Annotated in this window: 11 protein-coding genes; 9 read left to right on the top strand and 2 right to left on the bottom strand. The window is 69.3% G+C overall.

Going from position 1 to position 20,839, the window contains the following annotated elements:
- Positions 1-122 precede the first annotated feature (122 nt).
- The 4 genes from JOD48_RS15875 to mfd all read left to right on the top strand — a co-directional run bounded on the left by JOD48_RS15875 (position 123) and on the right by mfd (position 13,149).
- Positions 123-7,955, top strand: a complete 7,833-nt coding sequence (locus JOD48_RS15875; RefSeq protein ID WP_204809753.1) for a DNRLRE domain-containing protein — start codon at positions 123-125, stop codon at positions 7,953-7,955.
- Between the two features lie 110 nt (positions 7,956-8,065).
- A complete protein-coding gene (locus JOD48_RS15870) occupies positions 8,066-8,371 on the top strand; it encodes a hypothetical protein (protein WP_204809752.1) in 306 nt (101 codons plus the stop codon).
- 298 nt (positions 8,372-8,669) lie between these two features.
- Positions 8,670-9,167, top strand: a complete 498-nt coding sequence (locus JOD48_RS15865) for a hypothetical protein (RefSeq protein WP_204809751.1) — start codon at positions 8,670-8,672, stop codon at positions 9,165-9,167.
- Between the two features lie 283 nt (positions 9,168-9,450).
- On the top strand, positions 9,451-13,149 hold the full coding sequence (gene mfd / locus JOD48_RS15860; RefSeq protein ID WP_204809750.1) for a transcription-repair coupling factor: 3,699 nt from the start codon (positions 9,451-9,453) through the stop codon (positions 13,147-13,149).
- Here the strand turns inward: mfd and JOD48_RS15855 are convergent.
- Entirely contained in the window at positions 13,112-14,203 is a 1,092-nt protein-coding gene (locus JOD48_RS15855; RefSeq protein ID WP_204809749.1) for an acyltransferase family protein, read from the bottom strand. The two genes, mfd and JOD48_RS15855, sit on opposite strands and share 38 nt — an antisense overlap.
- 75 nt (positions 14,204-14,278) lie before the next feature.
- Entirely contained in the window at positions 14,279-15,025 is a 747-nt protein-coding gene (locus JOD48_RS15850; RefSeq protein ID WP_204809748.1) for a DUF8692 domain-containing protein, read from the bottom strand.
- Positions 15,026-15,548: 523 nt separating this feature from the next.
- On the opposite strand from JOD48_RS15850, the gene JOD48_RS15845 reads away from it, so the two are divergent.
- From JOD48_RS15845 to JOD48_RS15825, 5 genes are read left to right on the top strand one after another with little or no spacing between them, the layout of a single operon-like run.
- The gene (locus tag JOD48_RS15845; protein ID WP_204809747.1) at positions 15,549-17,051 is read left to right on the top strand and encodes an ABC transporter substrate-binding protein; all 1,503 of its coding nucleotides are present in this window, start codon (positions 15,549-15,551) and stop codon (positions 17,049-17,051) included.
- Between the two features lie 10 nt (positions 17,052-17,061).
- Complete coding sequence (locus JOD48_RS15840) at positions 17,062-18,030, top strand: ABC transporter permease (protein ID WP_204809746.1); 969 nt, start codon at positions 17,062-17,064, stop codon at positions 18,028-18,030.
- Entirely contained in the window at positions 18,027-18,968 is a 942-nt protein-coding gene (locus JOD48_RS15835; RefSeq protein WP_239527441.1) for an ABC transporter permease, read from the top strand. Before JOD48_RS15840 ends, JOD48_RS15835 begins: the two co-directional genes overlap by 4 nt.
- A complete protein-coding gene (locus JOD48_RS15830) occupies positions 18,965-19,822 on the top strand; it encodes an ATP-binding cassette domain-containing protein (protein ID WP_204809745.1) in 858 nt (285 codons plus the stop codon). Before JOD48_RS15835 ends, JOD48_RS15830 begins: the two co-directional genes overlap by 4 nt.
- Positions 19,819-20,652 (top strand): ABC transporter ATP-binding protein, encoded by an 834-nt coding sequence (locus tag JOD48_RS15825; RefSeq protein WP_204809744.1) that lies wholly within the window; start codon positions 19,819-19,821, stop codon positions 20,650-20,652. Before JOD48_RS15830 ends, JOD48_RS15825 begins: the two co-directional genes overlap by 4 nt.
- Positions 20,653-20,839: the final 187 nt, after the last annotated feature.

The following is a 20,839-nucleotide window of genomic DNA, read 5'->3' as shown; positions in this document are numbered from 1 at the left end:
GCTACCTTCGTGCCACCATCGTGGGCTGTGAGCATGCTGTGAGCCAGGTTGGGGCCTGCCCGTAGGGGGTGTGGGTTCTGATTCGCCGCCGCAGTGTTGCGGGCGGCCGCACAGTAGGGGCGATGGCCGTGGCCATTCTTGTCTCGTTCTCCGGTGTTCCTGGTGCTTGGCGGGCCGGTGTCGCCACCGTTGCCGCGACGGTCGCGTTGGCGGTGGGAACGGTCGGGCTGACGGCGATACCCGCCCAGGCCGCCGACGTCCCTGCCGCTCCCGCAGCACCTGCTGCCACTGCTCCTGAGCCGGAGCGGACGTCCGACGGGTACCTCTGGGCTCCGGATGCGGTCAGTGCGCGAGCGATCGCCCGCTTGGAGGACGAACCCGTCGAGGTAGTCGGGGAGCGCACCGAGCTGTCGTCAACCTTCGTCCTTCCCAATGGTCTGACGGTGCTCGGCGCCGGTTCGGGACCGGTGTGGGTCCGGAGTGGGGGCGATGGCACCAGCGATAAGGACTGGAGCGCGGTCGACCTCACGTTGCACGCTGGAGCCGATGGCATAGTGCGTCCCGTTGCACACGTCGGTGACCTCCAGTTCTCCGGGGGTGGCGGGGTCGGTGGTGCCGACGTCCTGGCGACAGTGACCGATGCTGAGACCGGCGTCGCTACCTCGCTCGCGCTTGCAGGAGTCGTGCAGGAGCCGAAGCTTGAGGGGCGCCAGGCGATCTACGAGTCGGTCGCGCCGGGAGTCGATCTCATCCTCGAAGCGACAGGCACCGGCTACGAGCAGTTCTATGTCGCGAACGACGAGGCGTCCGCGCAGCGAGCGATAGACCTTCCGCTCGAGGTGCGAGCCGAGGGTGGCTCGTTGCGCGAGACGGAATCAGGCGGTCTGGAGATCCTCTCCGACGCGGGCGAGGTCGTCGCGTCATCCGGCACTCCGCTCGTCTGGGACGCGGCCTCGGACAGCGGACGAATCAACCCCGTGATCGATCGGCCCGAGGACCAGAAGGGGACCGCCCCTCGACTGTCGCCCATGCCGAGCATCGATGTGCTGATGGGGAAGGCCAAGCGGGAGGTGACGTCGCCCCTGCCCGACGAGGCGCAAAGTCGCGTCGCCGAGCCGACCATCGATCCTCTGGAGCGGGCGGTGGTGCTGGACGAGAGTGTCGCGCTGATCGACCGGTCGACCGCGGAGGTGACTTTCGACGGGGTGCAAGAACTCCTGGACGCCCCCGAGGTGACGTATCCCGTGGTCATCGACCCAGACATCAACCTTCGGACGGGCTTCGACACATACGTTCAGACGAACTCCTCGGTGGATCAAAGTGGTTCTACGGAGATCCGGTTGGGGTCGTACAACGGTGGCGCTGTCGTGGCACGGTCATTCATCGACTTCTCGACGCCCGACCTGCCCGGAAGGGACGTGGTCAGCGCCTATATGGAGCTTCTCAACTTCCATCCCTACTCGTGCCAGGCGCGACCGTGGCAGGTCTACCACATGGGGACCGCCGTGGGCCCGGGCACGCGTTGGGGCTCTCAGCCCGCGTGGAACTCCTATCAGACGACATCGTGGGACACGGCGGGATTCTCGAGTGCCTGCGGTCCCGGTTGGGTGCACGCGGACGTCACCGGCGCAATGGCGTGGACGGCGAACCAGGGCTACGGAGGCATCACTCTCGGTCTGAGGGCGGAGAACGAGGGCGACTCGTACGGATGGAAGAGGTTCTACTCCTCGAACAACGGCAGCTACGTCCCGTCAGTGTGGGTCACCTACAACAGCATCCCGAACGTCCCGACGAACCTGAAGGTCTCGCCGGGTCCGGGTACGAGCGGATCGTGGACGGCGACGACCGAGCCGACGCTCTCCGCGACCATCACTGACCCGGATACGCCCGTCGTGCACGGGAAGTTCGAGCTCTCCAAGCCCGACGGCACGATGTGGGCGGCCGATGTCAATTACCTGGCGAACGGATCGGTCGCGAGCATCAAGGTGCCGCCCGGGGTCCTTTCGGAGGGGCAGTCGTACGCGTTCCGAGTTCGGGGCAGCGATGACCGTCGTGAGGGCCCGCGTTCGGACTGGCACTGGTTCGGTGTCGACACGGTCGCGCCGGGCGCGCCGGTCGTCGCTTCGACGGACTACCCGGCGGACAACAAGTGGCACAAGGACGCGAACGTCGCAGGGACTTTCGCCCTGTCGATGAAGTCCGCGGACCCGACCGTCACGGAGTACCGCTGGGAGCTGGACAAGGCGCCCACGGGCGAGAACAAGGTCGCCGTCGTGAACGGCGCGGCGGCGACGGTGAACGTCACGCCCACGACCGTCGGCAAGCACACGTTGCAGGTGCAGGCGGTCGATCGGGCCGGCAACGTCTCGGGACAGATCACGAAGTACAACTTTTTCGTGGGCAAGGCGGGGATCCTGACCCCAGAGGATGGTGCTCGGGTCGTGCGTCGGGCGCGGATCGAGGTCGGGTGGAATGCCGGTCCGCTCGATACTCCGTACACGCACGTGAAGTACGAGTGGCGTCGTGGGCCGGACGCCGGGGACGGTGTCGCGATTGACCCAGGTGCTTTGACCGCCTCGACTGGGGACCCGCTGGCGTTCGCGTCGGGTTGGGCTCCGCTGCCTGCCGCGGGCAAGTACGTGAACTGGGACGCGATGACGAGCGCCGGGTTCGACGGCGGTCCGGTGCAGGTGCGCGCGATTCTTGCGAAGAGCGGGACAGGTGCCAACCCTGCTCAGACGCAGTGGGTCACCATGACGATCGACAAGGACGCCGACGGCGCCGCGGCTGACACGATCGGCCCTGGTTCGGTCAACCTGCTCACGGGCGACTACTCGTTGTCGGTCACCGACGCCGAGGAGTTCGGGCTGTCGATGGTGCGTACCACGAGCTCTCGGGACACCGATTCGGGATACCAGCTGCAGACCGAACGACTGACCAAGACCCAGATGGAAGCGACGACCATGGACGGAGTGACGAGCGATACCGCAACCGTCACGATCGACACGGGTCGGTTCCACAGTGGCACGACCTCGTTCAGGGTCATGCCGACGGCGGCGACGTTCGACACCGCCGCGAGCATTGCTGGCGACATTGGCGGCATGCGCCTGGGCTTCGCGCCGGGCGGCACCTACCGTGTCTCGGCTTGGGTCTACGTCCCTGCGAGCAGCGGGCTGACGCCCGAGAGCGCGCGAGGGTACTCGTTGGCCTTCTTCTCTCGATCGGGATCGGGACCGTACTCCGAGCCGGGCGCCATCAATCAGCTGACGCCGAAGCCGACCAAGGTCGACACCTGGCAGCAGGTCTCGGTGGACATCACGGTGCCGGGCGACGCGACCGAGGCATTCCTGCGGATGTACAACGGCAACACCGGCGGGTCTGGCAAGGCCGTCTATTTCGACGACCTGTCGGTCCGCCAGATCTGGGCTCCGTTCGGCAAGGAGTGGGCGACCGGGACGGTCGACGGGTACGCGGGGACGGCGTACACCAAGATCGCCACGCCGTACGACGACGTCGCCGCAGTGCATCTGACGGGTGGGGGAGAGGTCTGGTTCACCACGGGCAACGGCTCCCAGTGGTTCCCTGAGCCGGGGGCCGAGGACCTCAAGCTCGAGAAGGTCTCGGCCAACGAGTGGAAGCTCACCGAGATCGACGGCACGGTCACGTTGTTCACACGGCCCGGGGCGTCGGGAGACTTCCCGGTGCTGACGTCGGCACCGCCCGCTGCGGCAGGGCAGTCGCGGCACGTGTACACGCCGGTCAACGGGGTGCAGCGGCTTACAAGGATCATCGCGCCCATCGAACCGGGCGTGGACGGTTGGCAGAATCTCACGACGGGGAACCTGCAGGCCTGCACGAGCGCGACCCCGGCGCGGGGGTGCGAGGTCATGGACCTCGATTACGCCTCCTCGACGACCGCCACGGCGAGCGCGCCGGGCAACTTTGCCGGGCAGGTCATGAGCGCGTCGGTCTGGACGTGGAACGGCACTGCCGTCGTCAAGATCCCGATCGCCGCGTACAAGTACAACGCGAAGGGGCAGCTCGTCGAGGCGCGCGACCCGCGCATCGAAGCGGCGGGCGCCCCGGCGCTGGTCACCAGGTACGCCTACGACGCCGCCGGTCGCCTGACGACGGTCACGGCGCCGGGTGAGGAGCCCTACACGTTCGGCTACGGGCCGGGTGGTGCGTCCCGGACGGGCTCCGGCGACCTCATCGACGCCGGTCCTGGCCGGTTGCTGACCGTCAAGCGTGCGTCGCTCACGCCGGGCACCAAGGACCAGCTCGGCCCCGACAACACGACCACGGTCGTATACAACGTGCCGCTGACCCGGGCCAAGGGCGGCCCCTACGACCTCAACGCGGCTGCGCTGGCGACGTGGGCGCAGTCCGACGGGCCTACTGATGCCACCGCGATCTTCGGCCCTCAGGACGTCCCGGCGGTCACGACCGCGACGGAGACCGCGCCGGGCAAGGACGGGTACAAGCCCGCGACGGTGCACTACCTGAACTCCTCGGGGCGCGAGGTCAACACCGCGAGCCCTGCGGGCAAGGACGCGCCGATCGAGGGCTTCATCGACACGGCGGAGTACGACCGCTTTGGCAACACCGTGCGCACCCTGGACGCGACCAACCGCCTCCTGGCGCTGCGCAAGCTCCCGAACGCGGCGACCATGCTCACGGACTGGGGGTTGGACAACAAGACGGGACTCGAGCTGTCGGTCTTGCTGGACTCCCGCTCGACGTACAGCCCGGACGGGCTCGACGTCCTCACCGAGACCGGTCCGGTCCAGCGGCTCGCGGTCGCGAACGACCCGAACGACGTTCGCCTGCTGCGCCCCCGCACCCTCAACGTCTACGACGAGGGCAACCCGGAGGGGGCTGCCGCGCACCTGCTCACTAGGAGCACCAGCGCGGGCATCGACCCGTTCACCGCCGGGGCTGATCCGCTCGCCGACCCGTTGATCGACCCGATCATCACCACGAACGAGTACACGCCGGTCGACGGCAAGCCTGCGCTGGACCCGACGTCGGGGTGGGTGCACAAGCAAGCAACCAAGATCACGGTCGACGCCGGACAACCCATGGCCCTCTCCTCGGTCGTCCTCTACGACGCTCGCGGCCGTGCGATCGAGTCCCGCAAGCCCGGCTCGACGGGCACCGACGCGGCGACGGTGAAGTCGGTCTTCTACTCCGCAGGCACCGAGGCTTCGGACGCTCGCTGCCAGAACAAGCCCGAGTGGGCCGGGCAACCGTGCTTGACCTTCGCTGGGGGACCGGTTACGGGGCACGACCCGGCCCGCATGAGCAGCGACCTGACGGTCAAGCGCACCGAGGCGTACAACGGGTTCGGTTCGCCGACCGTCATCAGTGAGAGCGTGGGTGCCGGCGTGAGCCTGGTCACCCGGACCACGACCACCACTTACGACGCCGCCGACCGCGTCACCGGCGTGCAGATCGCGGGCGGCTCCGCAGCTGCTGGCGCCACGATCGCGAAGACCACGACGACGTACGACGGCCCGACCGGTGACATCGTCAAGAACGCCTCGGTCAACGCCTCGGGGGCTGAGACCGCGAGCGTGGTCAAGGAGTACGACCGTCTTGGTCGCCTCATCAAGTACACCGACGCGAACGGAGGCTGGACGAAGTCCGAGTACGACCGGTACGGGCAACCGACCAAGGTCACCGACTCGATCGGCACGACCCGGTCCTACGAGTACGACCGGGCCGCAGACCCGCGCGGGTACGTCACCAAGCTCGCCGACTCCGTCGCGGGAACGATCATCCCGACGTGGGGAGCCGACGGTCAGCTCGAGTCCCAGACCCTGCCCGGTGGAGTCACCCTCACCATGACCTACGACACCGCCCGCGTCCCGGTCGCCCGCAGCTACACGCGGACAAGCGACGGAACGGTGATCGCGGCGGACTCGGTGGTCGAGAACCACCGGGGCCAGTGGATCCGGCACACCACTCCCGCCAACGTGCGCGACTACTCCTACGACCGCCTCGGACGCCTGACCTCGGTCAACGACAAGTCCGGCGCGACCAACCAGTGCACGAGTCGTACCTATGGGTTCGACAACCACACCAACCGCACGTCGTTCACCACCGCGACCAGCGCGGCGGCCGCTGCGTGCCCCGGCACTACGGGGGCGACCACCGTCACCTCGACCTACGACACTGCCGACCGACTGGTCTCCACGTCGGAGCCTGGCGGGAACACGTGGGCGTATGACCAGCTGGGGCGCATCACCTCGATGCCGACCGAGAACGGCACCAAGACTGCCTCGACGTCCTACTTCGTCAACGACCTCGTCGCGACGCAGGAAGTCCCCGGGACCAAGCGCACCCAGTGGGGCCTGGACCCCCTGATGCGCTTCGACACCCAGGACACGTTCGAATGGGTCAACAACGCATGGGCCAACTCGACCGAGACCATCAACCACTACGACGGCGACGGCGACGAGCCCTCGTGGATCGTCAACGACGCGACCCTGCCGGACAACCTCACCCGGTACGTCGAGGGCATGGACGGAGCACTGGCCGTCCAGACCGGCAAAAGCGGGGAGCGCGTCCTCCAGCTCGTGGACCTCCACGGCGACATCACCGCCACCCTGCCCATCGCCGACGGCGCCACGACGGCCACGTTCACCGAGCTGCGGTTCACGTCCTTCGACGAGTTCGGCATCCCTCAACCCATGACCAGCGGGGCGACGAGCAACGCCCCACCCGCCCGCTACGGATGGCTCGGCGCCGCACAACGTAATGCCGACACCCCCGCCGGCGTCATCCTCATGGGCGTCCGCCTCTACCACCCCGCCACCGGCCGCTTCCTGTCCGTCGACCCCGTCGCCGGTGGTTCCGCCAACAACTACGACTACTGCAACGCCGACCCCGTCAACTGCACCGACCTCGGCGGGACGTTCACTTGGAAGGGCCTCGTCAAGGGCATCGCCAAGGTTGGCGAAGTCGCCTCCTGGATTCCTGGCCCGATCGGCGCCGCAGCTGGTGGCATCTCAGCCGTCGCCTACGCTGCGTCGGGCAATAAGGGCAAGGCCCTTGAGATGGCCGTCAGCGCGGCCGCGCAGATGGTTGGTGCTGGTGCGGGAGTGCGCGCAGGATTCAAGGTTGCCTCTGTCGCGGCCAAGGCCGGACAGAAGGCGCGATCGGCAACAAAGACGGCTCGTTCCGCAATAGCGAAGCCGCGAAAGCCTCCGCAGTGCAGTTTTGTCGCCGGAACGCTTGTTCTGATGGCAGGCGGAGTGCAGTTGCCCATCGAGATGATCGAGGCCGGAGATGTGATCCTTTCGAGAGACCCGATTACCGGAGTCTCCTCAGAAGAGACCGTTATCGCACCGATCGACGACACTGGTACAAAACGGTTGGTTGCAATCTTGGTGCAGGGTGCAAGCGATCCGGTAATCGCGACAGATAACCATCCCTACTGGGTTGAAGGTCGCGGGTGGACGGAGGCTCTTGATCTAAGCGTCGGTGACTTGCTCCTGGATTCCGAAGGGGGCGATTGGGCGATCGAGTCAGTCGAGGACCTCGGGAAGTTCGACGATCAACAAGTCTTCAACCTCCATGTGTCAGGCCCGCACACCTTCTTTGTATCCGCTCGCGCGGGCGAGCCCGAGCAGCTTGTCCACAACACGGCATGTCCTACTGGGCTGAAGGACGCGTCCGCAGGTCTGAGAAAGTTGTATGCTAACGGTGATGTTAGCAAGCGGAATCTGATTTCCGTGCGTACCATCCTTCGAGAAGATGGGTTCAAGAGTGGCCTTGCGAGGAACAAGAAGGGTTACCTGTTTACGAACGGCAAGGAGACGGTGAGGATCATGAGGCGCAACGGGCAATGGGATCTTCGAGTAAACAACCGGCATGGTGCAGAACTAGACCGACACGGCAACGTTGGCAGTAGGTCAACGTCACACGGGATTCGGATGTTCTCGAGATGACGGCTAGTGACCCTCTGGGCCTGGACGCGATCCTTGCGCACTGGACGTCCTTCCAGGAGTGCTATATCGTCGGGATTGATTTCCCCAACTTTGGATACGCAATGCGATTGATGTTTGACTACATCTGGGACGGTGCTGGTCGAGTTAGGTCCGATCTGGATGCGCCAAAACTGGTTTCGGTAGAATTTTCACCAGTATACTTGGTTGAGTACTCTGCAGATATTCGATCGCTGGAACTCGGTGAGGATCAGTCGCTTTCACCCGGAGCTACGGAGATTTCGCAAATTCAACAATCGAATCCAAGCTCGAATGCGCGTCTTGCGGTTGACGTTGAATGGGATTGGGGTGGGCGCTTTGTTCATGTTGAGTTTGACTCGCTCTCGATCTCCCCTTGGACTGAACCTCAGTCTTCTTGAATCGTGATCAGGTGAAGTGACGGCGGTCGGATGACCGCGGATGCGCTTCTCCTGCAAAGCCGCTGTCCGTGTGTCCCCCATTTTCTGGCGAATTGTATCTGATCGCGGATCGTCAACTATCGCGTACTCGGGGCGCAATGGCTCTGCTGGCCCCACGGCGAAACGGCTCGGTCCCGATAGGTAGCAGGCGGAAGGTCAAGGGCAGGTGGATCTCGAAGCGCTATGGAGCCCCGAGAGTGTTGGTAGGGCACTGATGGCGTCACAACTACTCAGTCGCGCGGCGGCGAGAACTGCGGTGATGCGTCGACTCGACGGTCAGTTCAAGGCGCTGGGGATGAAGCGGTTGAGCGGCGCGCCTTCGGGGTGGGTGAGGTCGAACGACCAGGGCAAGGGTGCCGCCGTGTGGCTGCGATTTGAGACCGTTGGTCGGATGTTCTCGTTGATCGATGGTGGCGAAATGAGAGAGATGGCCTGCGTCGGTGCCGAGGGGGGCTACGGGCCGGTGGGATGGGAGATGTACAACATCGCGACGACCGTCTACAAGACGACGATGCTGCTCGATGTTCTCTCTGCGCCTGACCGCGAGCTGCTGCGGGAGAGTGCGGCTCGGGTTGTCCTGCCGCTGGCGAACCGTTCAGAGGATCCGTATCTAGATGATTCCAGGTATCTAGAGTGGCGACTGACGAACCGTGATGCCTTCTTTCCATTGCCTGACCTGGACTACGTGGAGCGGTGGTGCGAGATGGCCGCGCCGGGGCTGCTCGACATTGCTCGGGAGCAGATTTCTAGGCTCTAGCACTGTGCGCCTTGACAACGCACGCGGGGGCCTCGCCCGTCGCGGCCGCGCGCAGATCTGATCCCACCCCGCCATCTCACGAACCACCGCGCCCCCTGTCACCCCCTCGGCGTAACCTGGTGCTCGCACCCTCAGCCCGGACCGTCTTCACCTCGGTCCGGGCCGCTCGTGCTGTTCCGGCGCGCCCGTGCCTCGCTGCGGGTCGTGTCGAACGACGTCCACACCTGCCCGGGCCTGCGCCCGTGGACGCCCACGCCGTCGGTGACCCTGCTCGAAGGAACTCATGAACCTCACCGGAATCCTGCCCGCCCTCCTGGCCGACCCGACCGCGCGCGCGGTCGTCGAGCACGTGCGCCTGCGGGGCGCGGTCGACGTCGTCGGCCCGGTGGGCGTGCGCCCGCCGTTGCTCGCCGCGATGGCGGGGGCGACCGCGACCGGGGAGACCACCGGGGCAGAGAAGGGCGCCCCCGCCCAGGGCTCCCGCCCCCTCGTCGTCGTGACCGCGACGGGACGCGAGGCCGACGAGCTCGCCGCGAGCGTGCGCGCGTACCTGCCCGACGAGCTGGGCGACCTGGTCGCGGTCCTGCCCGCCTGGGAGACGCTGCCGCACGAGCGCCTGTCGCCGCGCAGCGACACGGTCGCCAAGCGGCTCGCGGTGTTCCGCCGCCTCGCGCACCCGACCAGCGAGGTCAGCCAGTCCGGCCCCGTGCGCGTCCTGGTCATGCCGGTGCGCGCTCTGCTCCAGCCCGTCGTCGAGGGCCTCGGCGACCTGGAGCCTGTCGAGCTCAGCACGGGCGAGACGGCCGACCTCACCGACGTCGCCGAGCGCCTGAGCGCGGCCGCCTACCAGCGTGTGGACATGGTCGAGCGGCGCGGCGAGTTCGCGGTGCGCGGCGGCATCCTCGACGTCTTCCCCCCGACCGAGGACCACCCGCTGCGCGTCGAGTTCTGGGGCGACGAGGTCACCGAGATCCGCTGGTTCGCGGTTGCGGACCAGCGCAGCCTCGAGATCGCGGACCACGGCGTGTGGGCGCCGCCGTGCCGCGAGATCCTCCTGACGGACGCGGTGCGCGCCCGCGCGGCGGAGCTGATCGAGACGCTGCCCGGCGCGACCGACATGCTCGACAAGCTCGCCGCCGGCATCGCCGTGGAGGGCATGGAGTCCCTCGCCCCGGTCCTCGTCGACCGCATGCTGCCCGTCCTGGACCTCGTCCCCGACGACGCCCTGCTGATCATCAACGACCCCGAGCGCGTGCGCCGCCGCGCGCACGACCTCGTCGCGACGACCGAGGAGTTCCTCGCCGCCGCCTGGACCGGTGCGGCCGCAGGCGGCTCGACCCCGATCAACCTCTCGGCCGCGTCGTTCGAGACGTTCGCCGACGTCCACGACGTCGCCGAGCGTCGCGGCCTCGGGTGGTGGACGCTCAGCCCGTTCGGCCTCGACGAGGGCGCCACCCCCGACGGCGAGGCGCACCCGGGCGAGGCGCTCCCGGGAGGCGAGGGTCCGACGTCGGGCATGGGCACGGACGGCGTGACCACCTTCACCGTGCCGGCGCGCAACGTCGAGTCCTACCGCGGCGACGTCGAGCGGGCGCTCGACGACCTGCGCTCTCTCCAGCACGCGGGCTGGCGCCTGGTCCTGACGACCGAGGGTCACGGCCCCGCACGCCGCATGACCGAGCAGCTGTCCGCGGTCGACACCGCAGCGCGCCTGGTCGCGTCGATCGACACCGAGCCCGAGGGCGGCGTCGTGCTCGTGACGCCCGCGCCCGTGGGGCCGGGCTTCGTCGCGCCCGACCTGAAGCTCGCGGTGTTCAGCGAGTCGGACCTCACGGGGCGCCAGGGGTCGAGCACGCGCGACATGCGCAAGATGCCCTCGCGGCGGCGCAACGTCGTCGACCCCCTCGCACTGCGCGCGGGCGACTACGTGGTGCACGAGCAGCACGGCGTGGGGAAGTTCGTCGAGCTCGTGCAGCGCACGCTCGGCACGGGCGGCAACGCCGCGACGCGCGAGTACCTCGTCATCGAGTACGCCAGCAGCAAGCGCGGCCAGCCGGGCGACCGCCTGTTCGTGCCCTCCGACCAGCTCGACCAGGTCACCAAGTACACGGGCGGCGAGTCGCCCAGCCTGAACAAGATGGGCGGCTCGGACTGGGCCAAGACCAAGAGCCAGGCGCGCAAGCACGTCAAGGAGATCGCGGGCGAGCTCATCCGCCTCTACAGCGCCCGCATGGCCACGCAGGGGCACGCGTTCGGCCCCGACACCCCGTGGCAGCGCGAGCTCGAGGACGCGTTCGCGTACGTCGAGACGCCCGACCAGCTCGTCACGATCGACGAGGTCAAGGCCGACATGGAGAAGCCGGTCCCCATGGACCGGCTCGTGTGTGGCGACGTCGGGTACGGCAAGACCGAGATCGCGGTCCGCGCGGCGTTCAAGGCCGTGCAGGACGGCAAGCAGGTCGCGGTCCTCGTGCCCACGACGCTCCTGGTCCAGCAGCACTTCCAGACGTTCGCCGAGCGCTACTCGGCGTTCCCCGTGACGGTCAAGGCGCTCTCGCGCTTCCAGACCGAGGCCGAGTCCAAGGAAACGGTCGAGGGGCTCAAGGACGGGTCGGTCGACGTCGTGATCGGCACGCACCGCATCATCTCGGGGTCCATCAAGTTCAAGGACCTGGGCCTGGTCATCATCGACGAGGAGCAGCGGTTCGGCGTCGAGCACAAGGAGACGCTCAAGCAGCTCCGGACCAACGTCGACGTGCTCGCGATGAGCGCGACCCCCATCCCGCGCACGCTCGAGATGGCCGTCACGGGCATCCGCGAGATGTCGACGCTCGCGACCCCGCCCGAGGAGCGCCACCCCGTGCTCACGTACGTGGGCGCGTACGAGGAGAAGCAGATCTCTGCGTCGATCCGCCGCGAGCTGCTGCGCGAGGGCCAGGTGTTCTACGTGCACAACAAGGTCGAGACGATCGACCGCACGGCCCAGCGCCTGCGCGAGCTCGTCCCCGAGGCCCGCATCGGCGTCGCGCACGGCAAGATGAGCGAGGCCCAGCTCGACCAGACGATCACGGCGTTCTGGGAGAAGGAGCTCGACGTCCTGGTCTGCACCACGATCATCGAGACCGGCCTCGACATCTCCAACGCCAACACGCTCATCCTGGAGCGCGCCGACATGCTGGGCCTGTCCCAGCTCCACCAGCTCCGCGGTCGTGTGGGTCGTGGGCGCGAGCGCGCGTACGCGTACTTCCTGTACCCGCCCGAGCGCCCGCTGACCGACACCGCGCACGACCGCCTCGCGACCATGGCCGCCAACACGGACCTCGGCGCGGGCATGCAGATCGCCATGAAGGACCTCGAGATCCGCGGTGCGGGCAACCTGCTGGGCGGCGAGCAGTCGGGGCACATCGCAGGCGTCGGGTTCGACCTGTACGTGCGCATGGTCGGCGAGGCCGTGGCGTCGTTCAAGGGCGAGGTCGAGGAGGAAGCGCCCGAGGTCTCGATCGAGCTGCCCGTGGACGCGCACATCCCGCACGACTACATCGCGCACGAGCGCCTGCGCCTCGAGGCGTACCGCAAGATCGCGGCGGCCCAGGACGAGCCCGCGCTCGCCGAGGTGCGGGCCGAGCTCGTCGACCGCTACGGCGCGCTCCCGGAGGTCGTCGAGGCCCTGTTCGCCGTCGCGGACTTCCGCAACCATGCGCGCCGCGCAGGGCTCGCCGACGTCACGGCGCAGGGCAAGTTCGTGCGCTTCGCGCCCGTCGACCTCCCGGAGTCCGCCGAGCTGCGCCTCAAGCGCCTCTACCCGGGCACCATGCTCAAGCCCGCGATCCGCGCGTTCCTCGTCCCCTTCCCGACGACGGCGCGCATCGGAGGTCGTCCGCTGCGGGGCATGGAGGTGCTCGCCTGGGCGCGCCAGCTCATCGACGCGGTCATCACGGGAGACGTCAGCGCGGCGGCGACGGTGGGGACGTCGAAGCGGTAGCCGTCTCCGGTGCGGCCGCCGGGGCCGGGACGCGCCGCCGCCCCCAGCGGTTCACGATCAGGTGGCGGGCGGGCTCCTCGACGAACCGGTAGAGCGCGTAGGCCAGCACCGCGGCGGCGACCGTGATGACGACCGCGGCGAGCACCCCCGTCAGGGGGGTGTCGAGCACGCGACGGATCACGAGCTCGTGCACCAGGTAGAACGCGTACGACGCCGAGCCCGCGACGATCAGGACGCGGTGCGTCAGCACCGACCGCCGGCCCCGCAGGTCGCGCTCGGCGCAGAGCATGAGGAACAGCGCGAACGGCAGGACGAGTGCGACCCGGGCCACGGCCTCGGTCGCGTGCGTGAGCTCGGCCGCGACGAGCACCGCGGCGAGGATCCCGAGCACCCCGGCCCACGGGACCCGTGACCGGTGGCCCTCGACGAACGCGAGCCCCGCGACGACGCCCAGCACGAACTCGGGGAACCGGGCGAGGGGGAAGTGGTAGAGCACCTGGTACGTCGTGGGGGCCGCGACCGTCGCGACGAGCGGGATCGCGAGCGCCACGAGGGTCACCACGAGCCGGGTCCGTGGCGACCAGCGCCGCAGCAGCGGCAGGAGGAACGGGAAGGCGAGGTAGAACGCGAGCTCGCACGACAGCGACCACGCGACGCCGTTGAGCCCGTACACGACCGTGGGGTCCAGGGACCAGGCCTGGAGCAGCAGGACGTTGGCGCCGATGATGCGCCCGGTCACGGGCGGGCTGCCCAGGACCAGGGCGATGACGAGGGCCGCGACCAGCGTCACGAGGTGGTCGGGGTAGATCCGCGCGACGCGGCGCAGGTAGAAGCCGCTGCGGGGGAGCGCGGGGTTGGCGGTCCACGTGAGGATGAAGCCCGAGAGCACGAAGAACAGCGCGACCCCGGTGCTGCCGTAGTACGCCCCGGGGATGTCGAGCACCTGCCAGTAGTCCAGGTGGAACACCAGGACCGCCGCGGCGGCGACCGCGCGGATCGCCGTGAGGGAGGGGAGCTGGCGCGGGGCGCTGCTCGTCTCCGCCGGAGTCGTCATCGAGGTCCCCTGCCGCTGGTGCGCGGCCCCGTCGAGAGGCCGCTCTTGCATCGTGGGCGCCTGGGCGGGAGAGGGTCAAGGATGAAGTGTGGTCCCGTCGTCGGGCGCCCCCGCCGAGGACGAGCGCCCCTCGACGGCGGCGACGCCCCCGTCGAGGGCGTCGCGGTAGCGCACCACGGCCACGAGGAACACGAGCACCGCGACCATCTCGAGGCTCTCCTCGCCGAGCACCGCGAGCTGCCCGACGAACGTCGCCCGGTCGAAGCCCTGGTCCTCCAGCAGCCCCGCGATCGCCTCGAAGCCGACGGCACCGGCCACGTAGAGGACCCCGGCGAGCGCCATGGGGCGCAGGAACCTGCTCGGCAGTCCCCACAGGAGCGGGACGACGATCGCGGCCACGACGAGCGCGAGCGGGCCGTAGAACGCGATCCAGCCGTTGAAGGGCAGGTCCGCGATGCTACGGAAATGTTCTTCGAGCGAGGTGCCCAGGTGCTCGTGGAAGCTCGTCATCTCGTCGATCGACAGGTACAGGAGCACGAACGCGATGAGCCCCCAGGCCCACCGTCGCGCCGGGACGGGCTCGACGTGCAGCAGGTCCCCCGTCACGAGTCCCGTCGAGGCCAGCAGGACCACGGTGAACCAGGTGGGGACGTTGACCTCCTCGTCCATGCTGAAGTAGTGGACGAGCGGCTCGATCACGCCGCCGTGCAGGTCGGCGCCCTTCTCGAGGAAGTTGGCCAGGAGGTGCAGGACGGCCAGGATCGCGATCGCCAGCGCGAGGCGGCGGACGAGGACCCGGACAGGCACGGTGACACGCAGCATGAGTGCTCCATCGACGACCCAGGCGAGCTCACGCTCGGCTCGGCGACCCTAGCAGCGGGACCGGGGACGTGACGACCGCCACACCGTTCGTGCGCATCCATACCGCATGGTCGGTGAGATAGTTGTCGCATCATGTTTCTCGACCTGAGCGCTTCCACGCGCACCCCCAGCACCGGACGGCACGGCTCGACGAGCGCCGCCCGCTGTTGTCGCTGTCTCTGAACAGCCGCTGACAGGCGGCGTCCGTCGCGGGTGCTCCCCGACGTGACCGCCCCTGACGCACAGGTCTGATCCTCCGGCTCTCCCGTCGCACGCGTCGTCGTGCCCCGTGATCGCAGCGCCCCGCACCGTCGGCCGCGCTCGTGACGCCCGAGCCCTCCCGGTCTCCGCCGCCCCGGCCCCCGCCACGGGTCGGACGACCGCGCTCCACGAACCCCTCACCACCTCGTCCCGTGACCCAGGTCGCGGGAGCGGGGTGGTCCCCGTGCAGCCCCGCTGCACCTCCTGGAACGGAAGAACCCCCATGAGAACCCTCAAGGCAGCCGCCGCGGTCCTGGCGACGACCCTCCTGCTCGCCGCGTGCGGCTCGGGCGGGTCCGGCAGCGCGAGCAGCAGCGCCGCGGCAGGCGCTGACGCCGAGATCGTCATCGGCTCGACCAACGAGCCCACCGGACTGGTCCGCAACGTCGGCGGCAGCTCGGGCGTCTCGCAGACCATGACGCGCAACGTCTTCGAGGGCCTGACCTCGGTCGACGTCGCCGGCGAGGTGGTCCCGACGCTCGCGAAGGACTGGGACGTGTCCGAGGACGGCCTCGTCTACACGTTCCACCTGCAGCCGGGCGTGACGTTCCACGACGGGTCCGCGCTGAGCGCGCAGGACGTCGTGTGGAGCATCTCGCAGACCATCGCGCCCGAGTCCAAGAGCGCGCGCAAGAACGACCTGTCGGTCATCTCCGCGATCACGGCCCCCGACGACGCCACGGTCCAGCTCGACCTGTCGCGCCGCAGCCAGTCGCTGCCGTTCTACCTCGCGTCGGTCACGATCGTGCGGGACGGCGACACCGAGCTGACGAGTGACAACGGCACGGGCCCGTATCGCTTCGTCGAGTGGACGCAGGGCGACCACCTCACGATCGAGCGCAACGACGCCTACTGGGGCGAGCCCGCCAAGAACTCGGGCGTCACGTTCCGCTTCTTCCAGGACACGACCGCGCTCAACAACGCGCTCCTGACCGGCGACCTCGACCTGGTCATCGCGGAGGACTCCCCGGACCAGCTCCTGCAGTTCGAGGGGAACGACGAGTTCACCATCACCGAGGGCACCTCGACGACCAAGCAGATCTGGGCGTTCAACGACCGCGTCGCCCCGTTCGACGACGTCCGTGTCCGCCAGGCGCTCTACCAGGCGATCGACCGCGAGAAGATCCTCGACGCCGTGTGGGACGGGCGCGGTCAGGTCATCGGCTCGATGGTCCCGCCGACCGACCCGTGGTTCGTCGACCAGGCCGACGTGCACGCGTACGACCCGCAGGTCGCGAAGGACCTGCTCGCGCAGGCCGGCGTGAGCGGCCTGAGCATCGCGGTCGACTACGTCGCGGGCGACCCGTCCGAGACCATCGCCCAGCTCCTCCAGGCGGACCTGAAGGCCGTGGGCGTCACGCTCACGCTCAACCCGGTCGACGACGCGACCTGGTACCAGAAGATCTACACGGACCACGACTTCCAGACCACGCTCATGGGCCACGTGAACCCGCGCGACGTCGTCTGGTACGCCAACCCGGACTTCTACTGGGGCTACGACAACAAGGACGTCCAGCAGTGGGTCGCGGACGCCGACCAGGCGGCCACGACCGACGAGCAGACGGCCCTGCTGACCCAGGTCAACGAGACCATCGGGCAGGAAGCGGCGAGCGCCTGGCTGTACCTCGACCCGCAGATCCGGGTCGCGCGCGCCGAGATCACGGGCTTCCCGGTGAACCAGGTGACGGAGAGCTTCTACGTCGCCGACATCGTGCGGGAAGGCTGACCGAGCACCCATGTCCCGCTACCTCCTGACGCGCGTCGGCACGCTGCTGCTGTCGTTGGTCCTCGCGAGCGTCGTGGTCTTCGCCGTCCTCCGGTTCCTGCCGGGGGACAGCGCGGGCACGTCGCTCGGCGTGGGCACCACGAGCGACCAGCTCGACCAGCTGCGTGCCGACCTCGGCACCGACCAGCCCCTGTGGACGCAGTACGGGCAGTGGGTCGCGGGACTGTTCTCGGGCAGCGCCGGGACGTCGTTCGTCTCGCGCCTGCCCGTGGGGGAGCTGATCGCGAGCAAGCTCCCGATCACGCTGCCGCTGAGCCTCGCGGCGTTCGCGGTCTCGGTGCTCGTGTCAGTGCCGCTCGGCGTGGTCGCGGCGGTCAAGCGCCGCGGCGTCGTGGGGGTCGCGGTCTCGGCCGTGTCCCAGCTCGGCGTCGCGGTGCCGGTCTTCTGGGTCGGCGTCATCCTGGTGTGGGTCTTCGCGCTCGAGGCGGGGGTCCTGCCGCCCGGCGGGTTCCCGCGCCAGGGCTGGGAGGACCCCGCGGCGGCCGTGCGGTCGCTCGTCCTGCCGGTGGCGACCGTGGCGATCGCCATGTCGTCGGTCATGGTCCGCTACGTGCGGTCGGCGACGCTCGACGTCCTGGACCAGGACTACGTCCGCACCGCCCGATCCCTCGGCTACGGCCGGTGGCACGCCCTGGCGCGCCACGGTCTGCGCAACGGCGCGGTCCCGGTCGTCGCGATCCTCGGCATCGAGCTCGCGACGTCGTTGCTGGGGGCCGTGGTCGTGGAGAACGTCTTCGCGCTGCCGGGCCTCGGCACGCTCCTGGTGTCGTCGGTCGCGGGGCGCGACCTGCCTGTCGTGCAGGCCCTCGTCCTGGGCCTGACGGTCCTGGTCCTCGTCACGAACTTCCTGGTCGACCTCGCCCAGCGCGGCATCGACCCCCGGCTGCGTGCCGGTTCTGCCCTCGGAGGCGCACGATGAGCATCGACCTGGGCGGGGAGATCCCCGTCGTCGAAGGATCCGGGCGCATGGCCCCGGCGCGGGAGGAGGGCGTGCTCGTGCCGTCGCCCGGGGACGGTGGTGCCAAGCGTGCCCGACGGCGGAGCGTCAGCCCGTCGTTCGTCGCGGGTCTGGTCATGGTCGGGTTGGTCGTCGTGGTCGGTGTCGTCGCGGTCTTCTGGACGCCGTACGACGTGGGCGTGGGCGCGGCCGGCACGGGCGGGCGGCTCGAGGGACCGAGCGCCCAGTTCTGGGCGGGCACCGACCGCCTCGGACGCGACCTGCTGAGCCAGCTCATGGGCGGGGCCACGGTCGCGATGACCGTGGCGATCGCGTCGGTCGTCATCGCGGGCGTGCTGGGCATCGCGATCGGCGTGGTCGCCGCGGCGACCACCCGGTGGGCCGACGTCGCGCTCCTCAACGTCATCGACCTGATGATCGCCTTCCCGACCCTGCTGCTGGCCATGCTCATCGTGACCGTCCGCGGTGCGTCGCTGACCTCGGCCGTCGTCGCGATCGGCATCTCGGGGGCCGCGGTGATCGCGCGCGTCACGCGGGTCAACGCCGCGCGCGTGCTGCGCGAGGACTACGTGACGGCAGCGACGGCGTCGGGCACCGGATGGTGGGGGACGATCCTGCGCCACGTGCTGCCCAACGTGGCCCCCACCCTGCTGGTGCAGCTCATGCTGCTCGCGGGCGGCGCGATCCTCGCCGAGGCGTCGCTGTCCTACCTGGGGCTCGGCTCGCCGACCGCCCTGTCCTGGGGGCGGCTGCTCAGCGCCGCCCAGAAGTCCGTCGCGGTCCAGCCGCTCGGCGCGATCCTGCCCGGGCTGCTCATCGCGTGGACCGTGCTCGGCCTGAACCTCCTGGGTGACGGCATCCGCGAACGGACCGACCCGAGCCTGCGAGGCGACCGATGACGCGCACGACCGCTCCCGCGACGAGCACCACCGGGCTCGAGGTGCGCGACCTGACGGTACGGACGTCGTCGGGCCGGGTGCTGCTCGACCACGTGAGCTGGCACGTCGCCCCCGGCGAGCGGCTCGGCGTGATCGGCGAGTCCGGCTCGGGCAAGTCGCTCACCGCGGCCGCGATCCTCGGGCTGCTGCCCGACGGCATGACCGCGACCGGGCAGGTCCTGCTCGACGGGACCGACCTGCTGCCCCTCGGGGAGAAGGCCATGCGCCGCGTGCGCGGGGCCCGCATCGCGATGGTCTTCCAGGAGCCCCTCACGGCGCTCGACCCCCTCATGACGATAGGCCGGCAGATCGCCGGGCCGCTGCGCCTGCACCGCAAGGTCTCGCGCGCACGGGCCGCCGAGCTCGCCGCCGACCTGTGCCGCCTCGTGCGCCTCGACGACACCGAACGCATCCTCGGGTCCTACCCCTGGCAGCTCTCCGGTGGCCAGCGCCAGCGCGCGTGCCTCGCCATGGCGCTCGCGTGCGAGCCCGACGTGCTCATCGCCGACGAGCCCACCACGGCCCTCGACGTGACCGTCCAGGCCGAGATCCTCGACCTGCTCGACGACCTCATCGAGCGCACCGGGACCGCCCTGGTGTTCGTGTCGCACGACCTGCCGGTCGTCGCCCGCGTCGCGCGCGACCTCGTCGTCATGCGGCACGGGCAGGTCGTCGAGGCCACGACCGTGGCCCGCGCCCTCGACTCGCCCGAGGACCCCTACACGCGCTCGCTGCTCGCCGCCGCGCGCGCCGTGACCCACCTGCCGACCCTGCACCCGACCACCCTGCACCCGACCACCCAGGAGGACCGATGAGCGACCAGCCCGCCGAGGGTGACGCCCTGCTTGCCGGGGGTGACCGGAACCCCGGGAGTGACGCCCCACCGTTCGTCGCGCTCGACGGGGTGTGGCGCGAGTTCGGGGGATCGCGCCGCACGCCTCCGACGGCGGCGCTCGCGGGCGTCGACCTCGCGGTCCGTGCGGGGCGCAGCGTGGGGATCGTGGGGGAGTCGGGCGCGGGGAAGTCGACGCTCCTGCGCCTGCTGCTCGGGCTCGACAGCCCCACGAGCGGCACGGTCTCCTACCGCGGCGCGCCCCTGGACCGCCGGGACCGAGCGCTCATGCGGCGGTACCGGCGCGAGGTCCAGGTCGTCCTCCAGGACCCGCGCACGTCGCTCGACCCGCGCATGACGGTCGCCCGGATCGTCGCCGAGCCGCTGCGCTCGCTCAAGATCGGCGGCGACGTGTCGGCGCGCGTCGACGAGGTGCTGGGGTGGGTGGGCCTCGACCCCGACGCCCGGACCAAGTACCCGGCCCAGTTCTCGGGCGGCCAGCGTCAGCGCATCGCGATCGCCCGAGCCCTCGCGCCCTCGCCGTCGGTCCTGGTGGGCGACGAGCCCGTGAGTGCGCTCGACGTGTCGGTCCGCGAGCAGGTCATGGACCTGCTCCGCCGGCTCCAGAGCGAGCTGGGGCTCACGCTCGTCCTGGTCAGCCACGACATGGCGATCGTCGGGCAGCTGTGCGAGGAGACCGTGGTGCTGCGCGGGGGAGAGGTCGTCGAGGCCGGCCCCACGCGCCAGGTGCTGACCCGTCCGGCCGCCGCGTACACGCGCGAGCTGCTCGCGGCGGTGCCGACGCTGCCGTGAGCGACCTGCAACCTTCTTGCGTGTCCGAAAGGGCTGACACGTCCCATCCGTCTGTGTAATCTTTCAGCAAGAACCCGCAAATCTCTGCAAAGTGGCAGGGGAGTGGGCTCGGCCGGTCGATCGGACCGGAGCGATGGCAGGGGAAGCGGTAGACGTGCCGGCGCCGACGCCGGGGCGAAGGACGGGC

The sequence above is a fragment of the Oerskovia paurometabola genome, from assembly GCF_016907365.1.
In the GTDB taxonomy this organism is placed as follows: domain Bacteria; phylum Actinomycetota; class Actinomycetes; order Actinomycetales; family Cellulomonadaceae; genus Oerskovia; species Oerskovia paurometabola.
This window is presented reverse-complemented; position numbering and strand designations above follow the sequence as displayed.

Bases quoted from the DNA above. Each gene is read 5' to 3' on its own strand.
- JOD48_RS15830 (WP_204809745.1), top strand. From the start codon at position 18,965: ATGACGCGCACGACCGCTCCCGCGACGAGCACCACCGGGCTCGAGGTG.
- JOD48_RS15835 (WP_239527441.1), top strand. From the start codon at position 18,027: ATGAGCATCGACCTGGGCGGGGAGATCCCCGTCGTCGAAGGATCCGGG.
- JOD48_RS15875 (WP_204809753.1), top strand. From the start codon at position 123: ATGGCCGTGGCCATTCTTGTCTCGTTCTCCGGTGTTCCTGGTGCTTGG.
- mfd (WP_204809750.1), top strand. From the start codon at position 9,451: ATGAACCTCACCGGAATCCTGCCCGCCCTCCTGGCCGACCCGACCGCG.
- JOD48_RS15870 (WP_204809752.1), top strand. From the start codon at position 8,066: ATGTTTGACTACATCTGGGACGGTGCTGGTCGAGTTAGGTCCGATCTG.
- JOD48_RS15865 (WP_204809751.1), top strand. From the start codon at position 8,670: ATGCGTCGACTCGACGGTCAGTTCAAGGCGCTGGGGATGAAGCGGTTG.
- JOD48_RS15840 (WP_204809746.1), top strand. From the start codon at position 17,062: ATGTCCCGCTACCTCCTGACGCGCGTCGGCACGCTGCTGCTGTCGTTG.
- JOD48_RS15825 (WP_204809744.1), top strand. From the start codon at position 19,819: ATGAGCGACCAGCCCGCCGAGGGTGACGCCCTGCTTGCCGGGGGTGAC.
- JOD48_RS15845 (WP_204809747.1), top strand. From the start codon at position 15,549: ATGAGAACCCTCAAGGCAGCCGCCGCGGTCCTGGCGACGACCCTCCTG.
- JOD48_RS15855 (WP_204809749.1), bottom strand. From the start codon at position 14,203: ATGACGACTCCGGCGGAGACGAGCAGCGCCCCGCGCCAGCTCCCCTCC.
- JOD48_RS15850 (WP_204809748.1), bottom strand. From the start codon at position 15,025: ATGCTGCGTGTCACCGTGCCTGTCCGGGTCCTCGTCCGCCGCCTCGCG.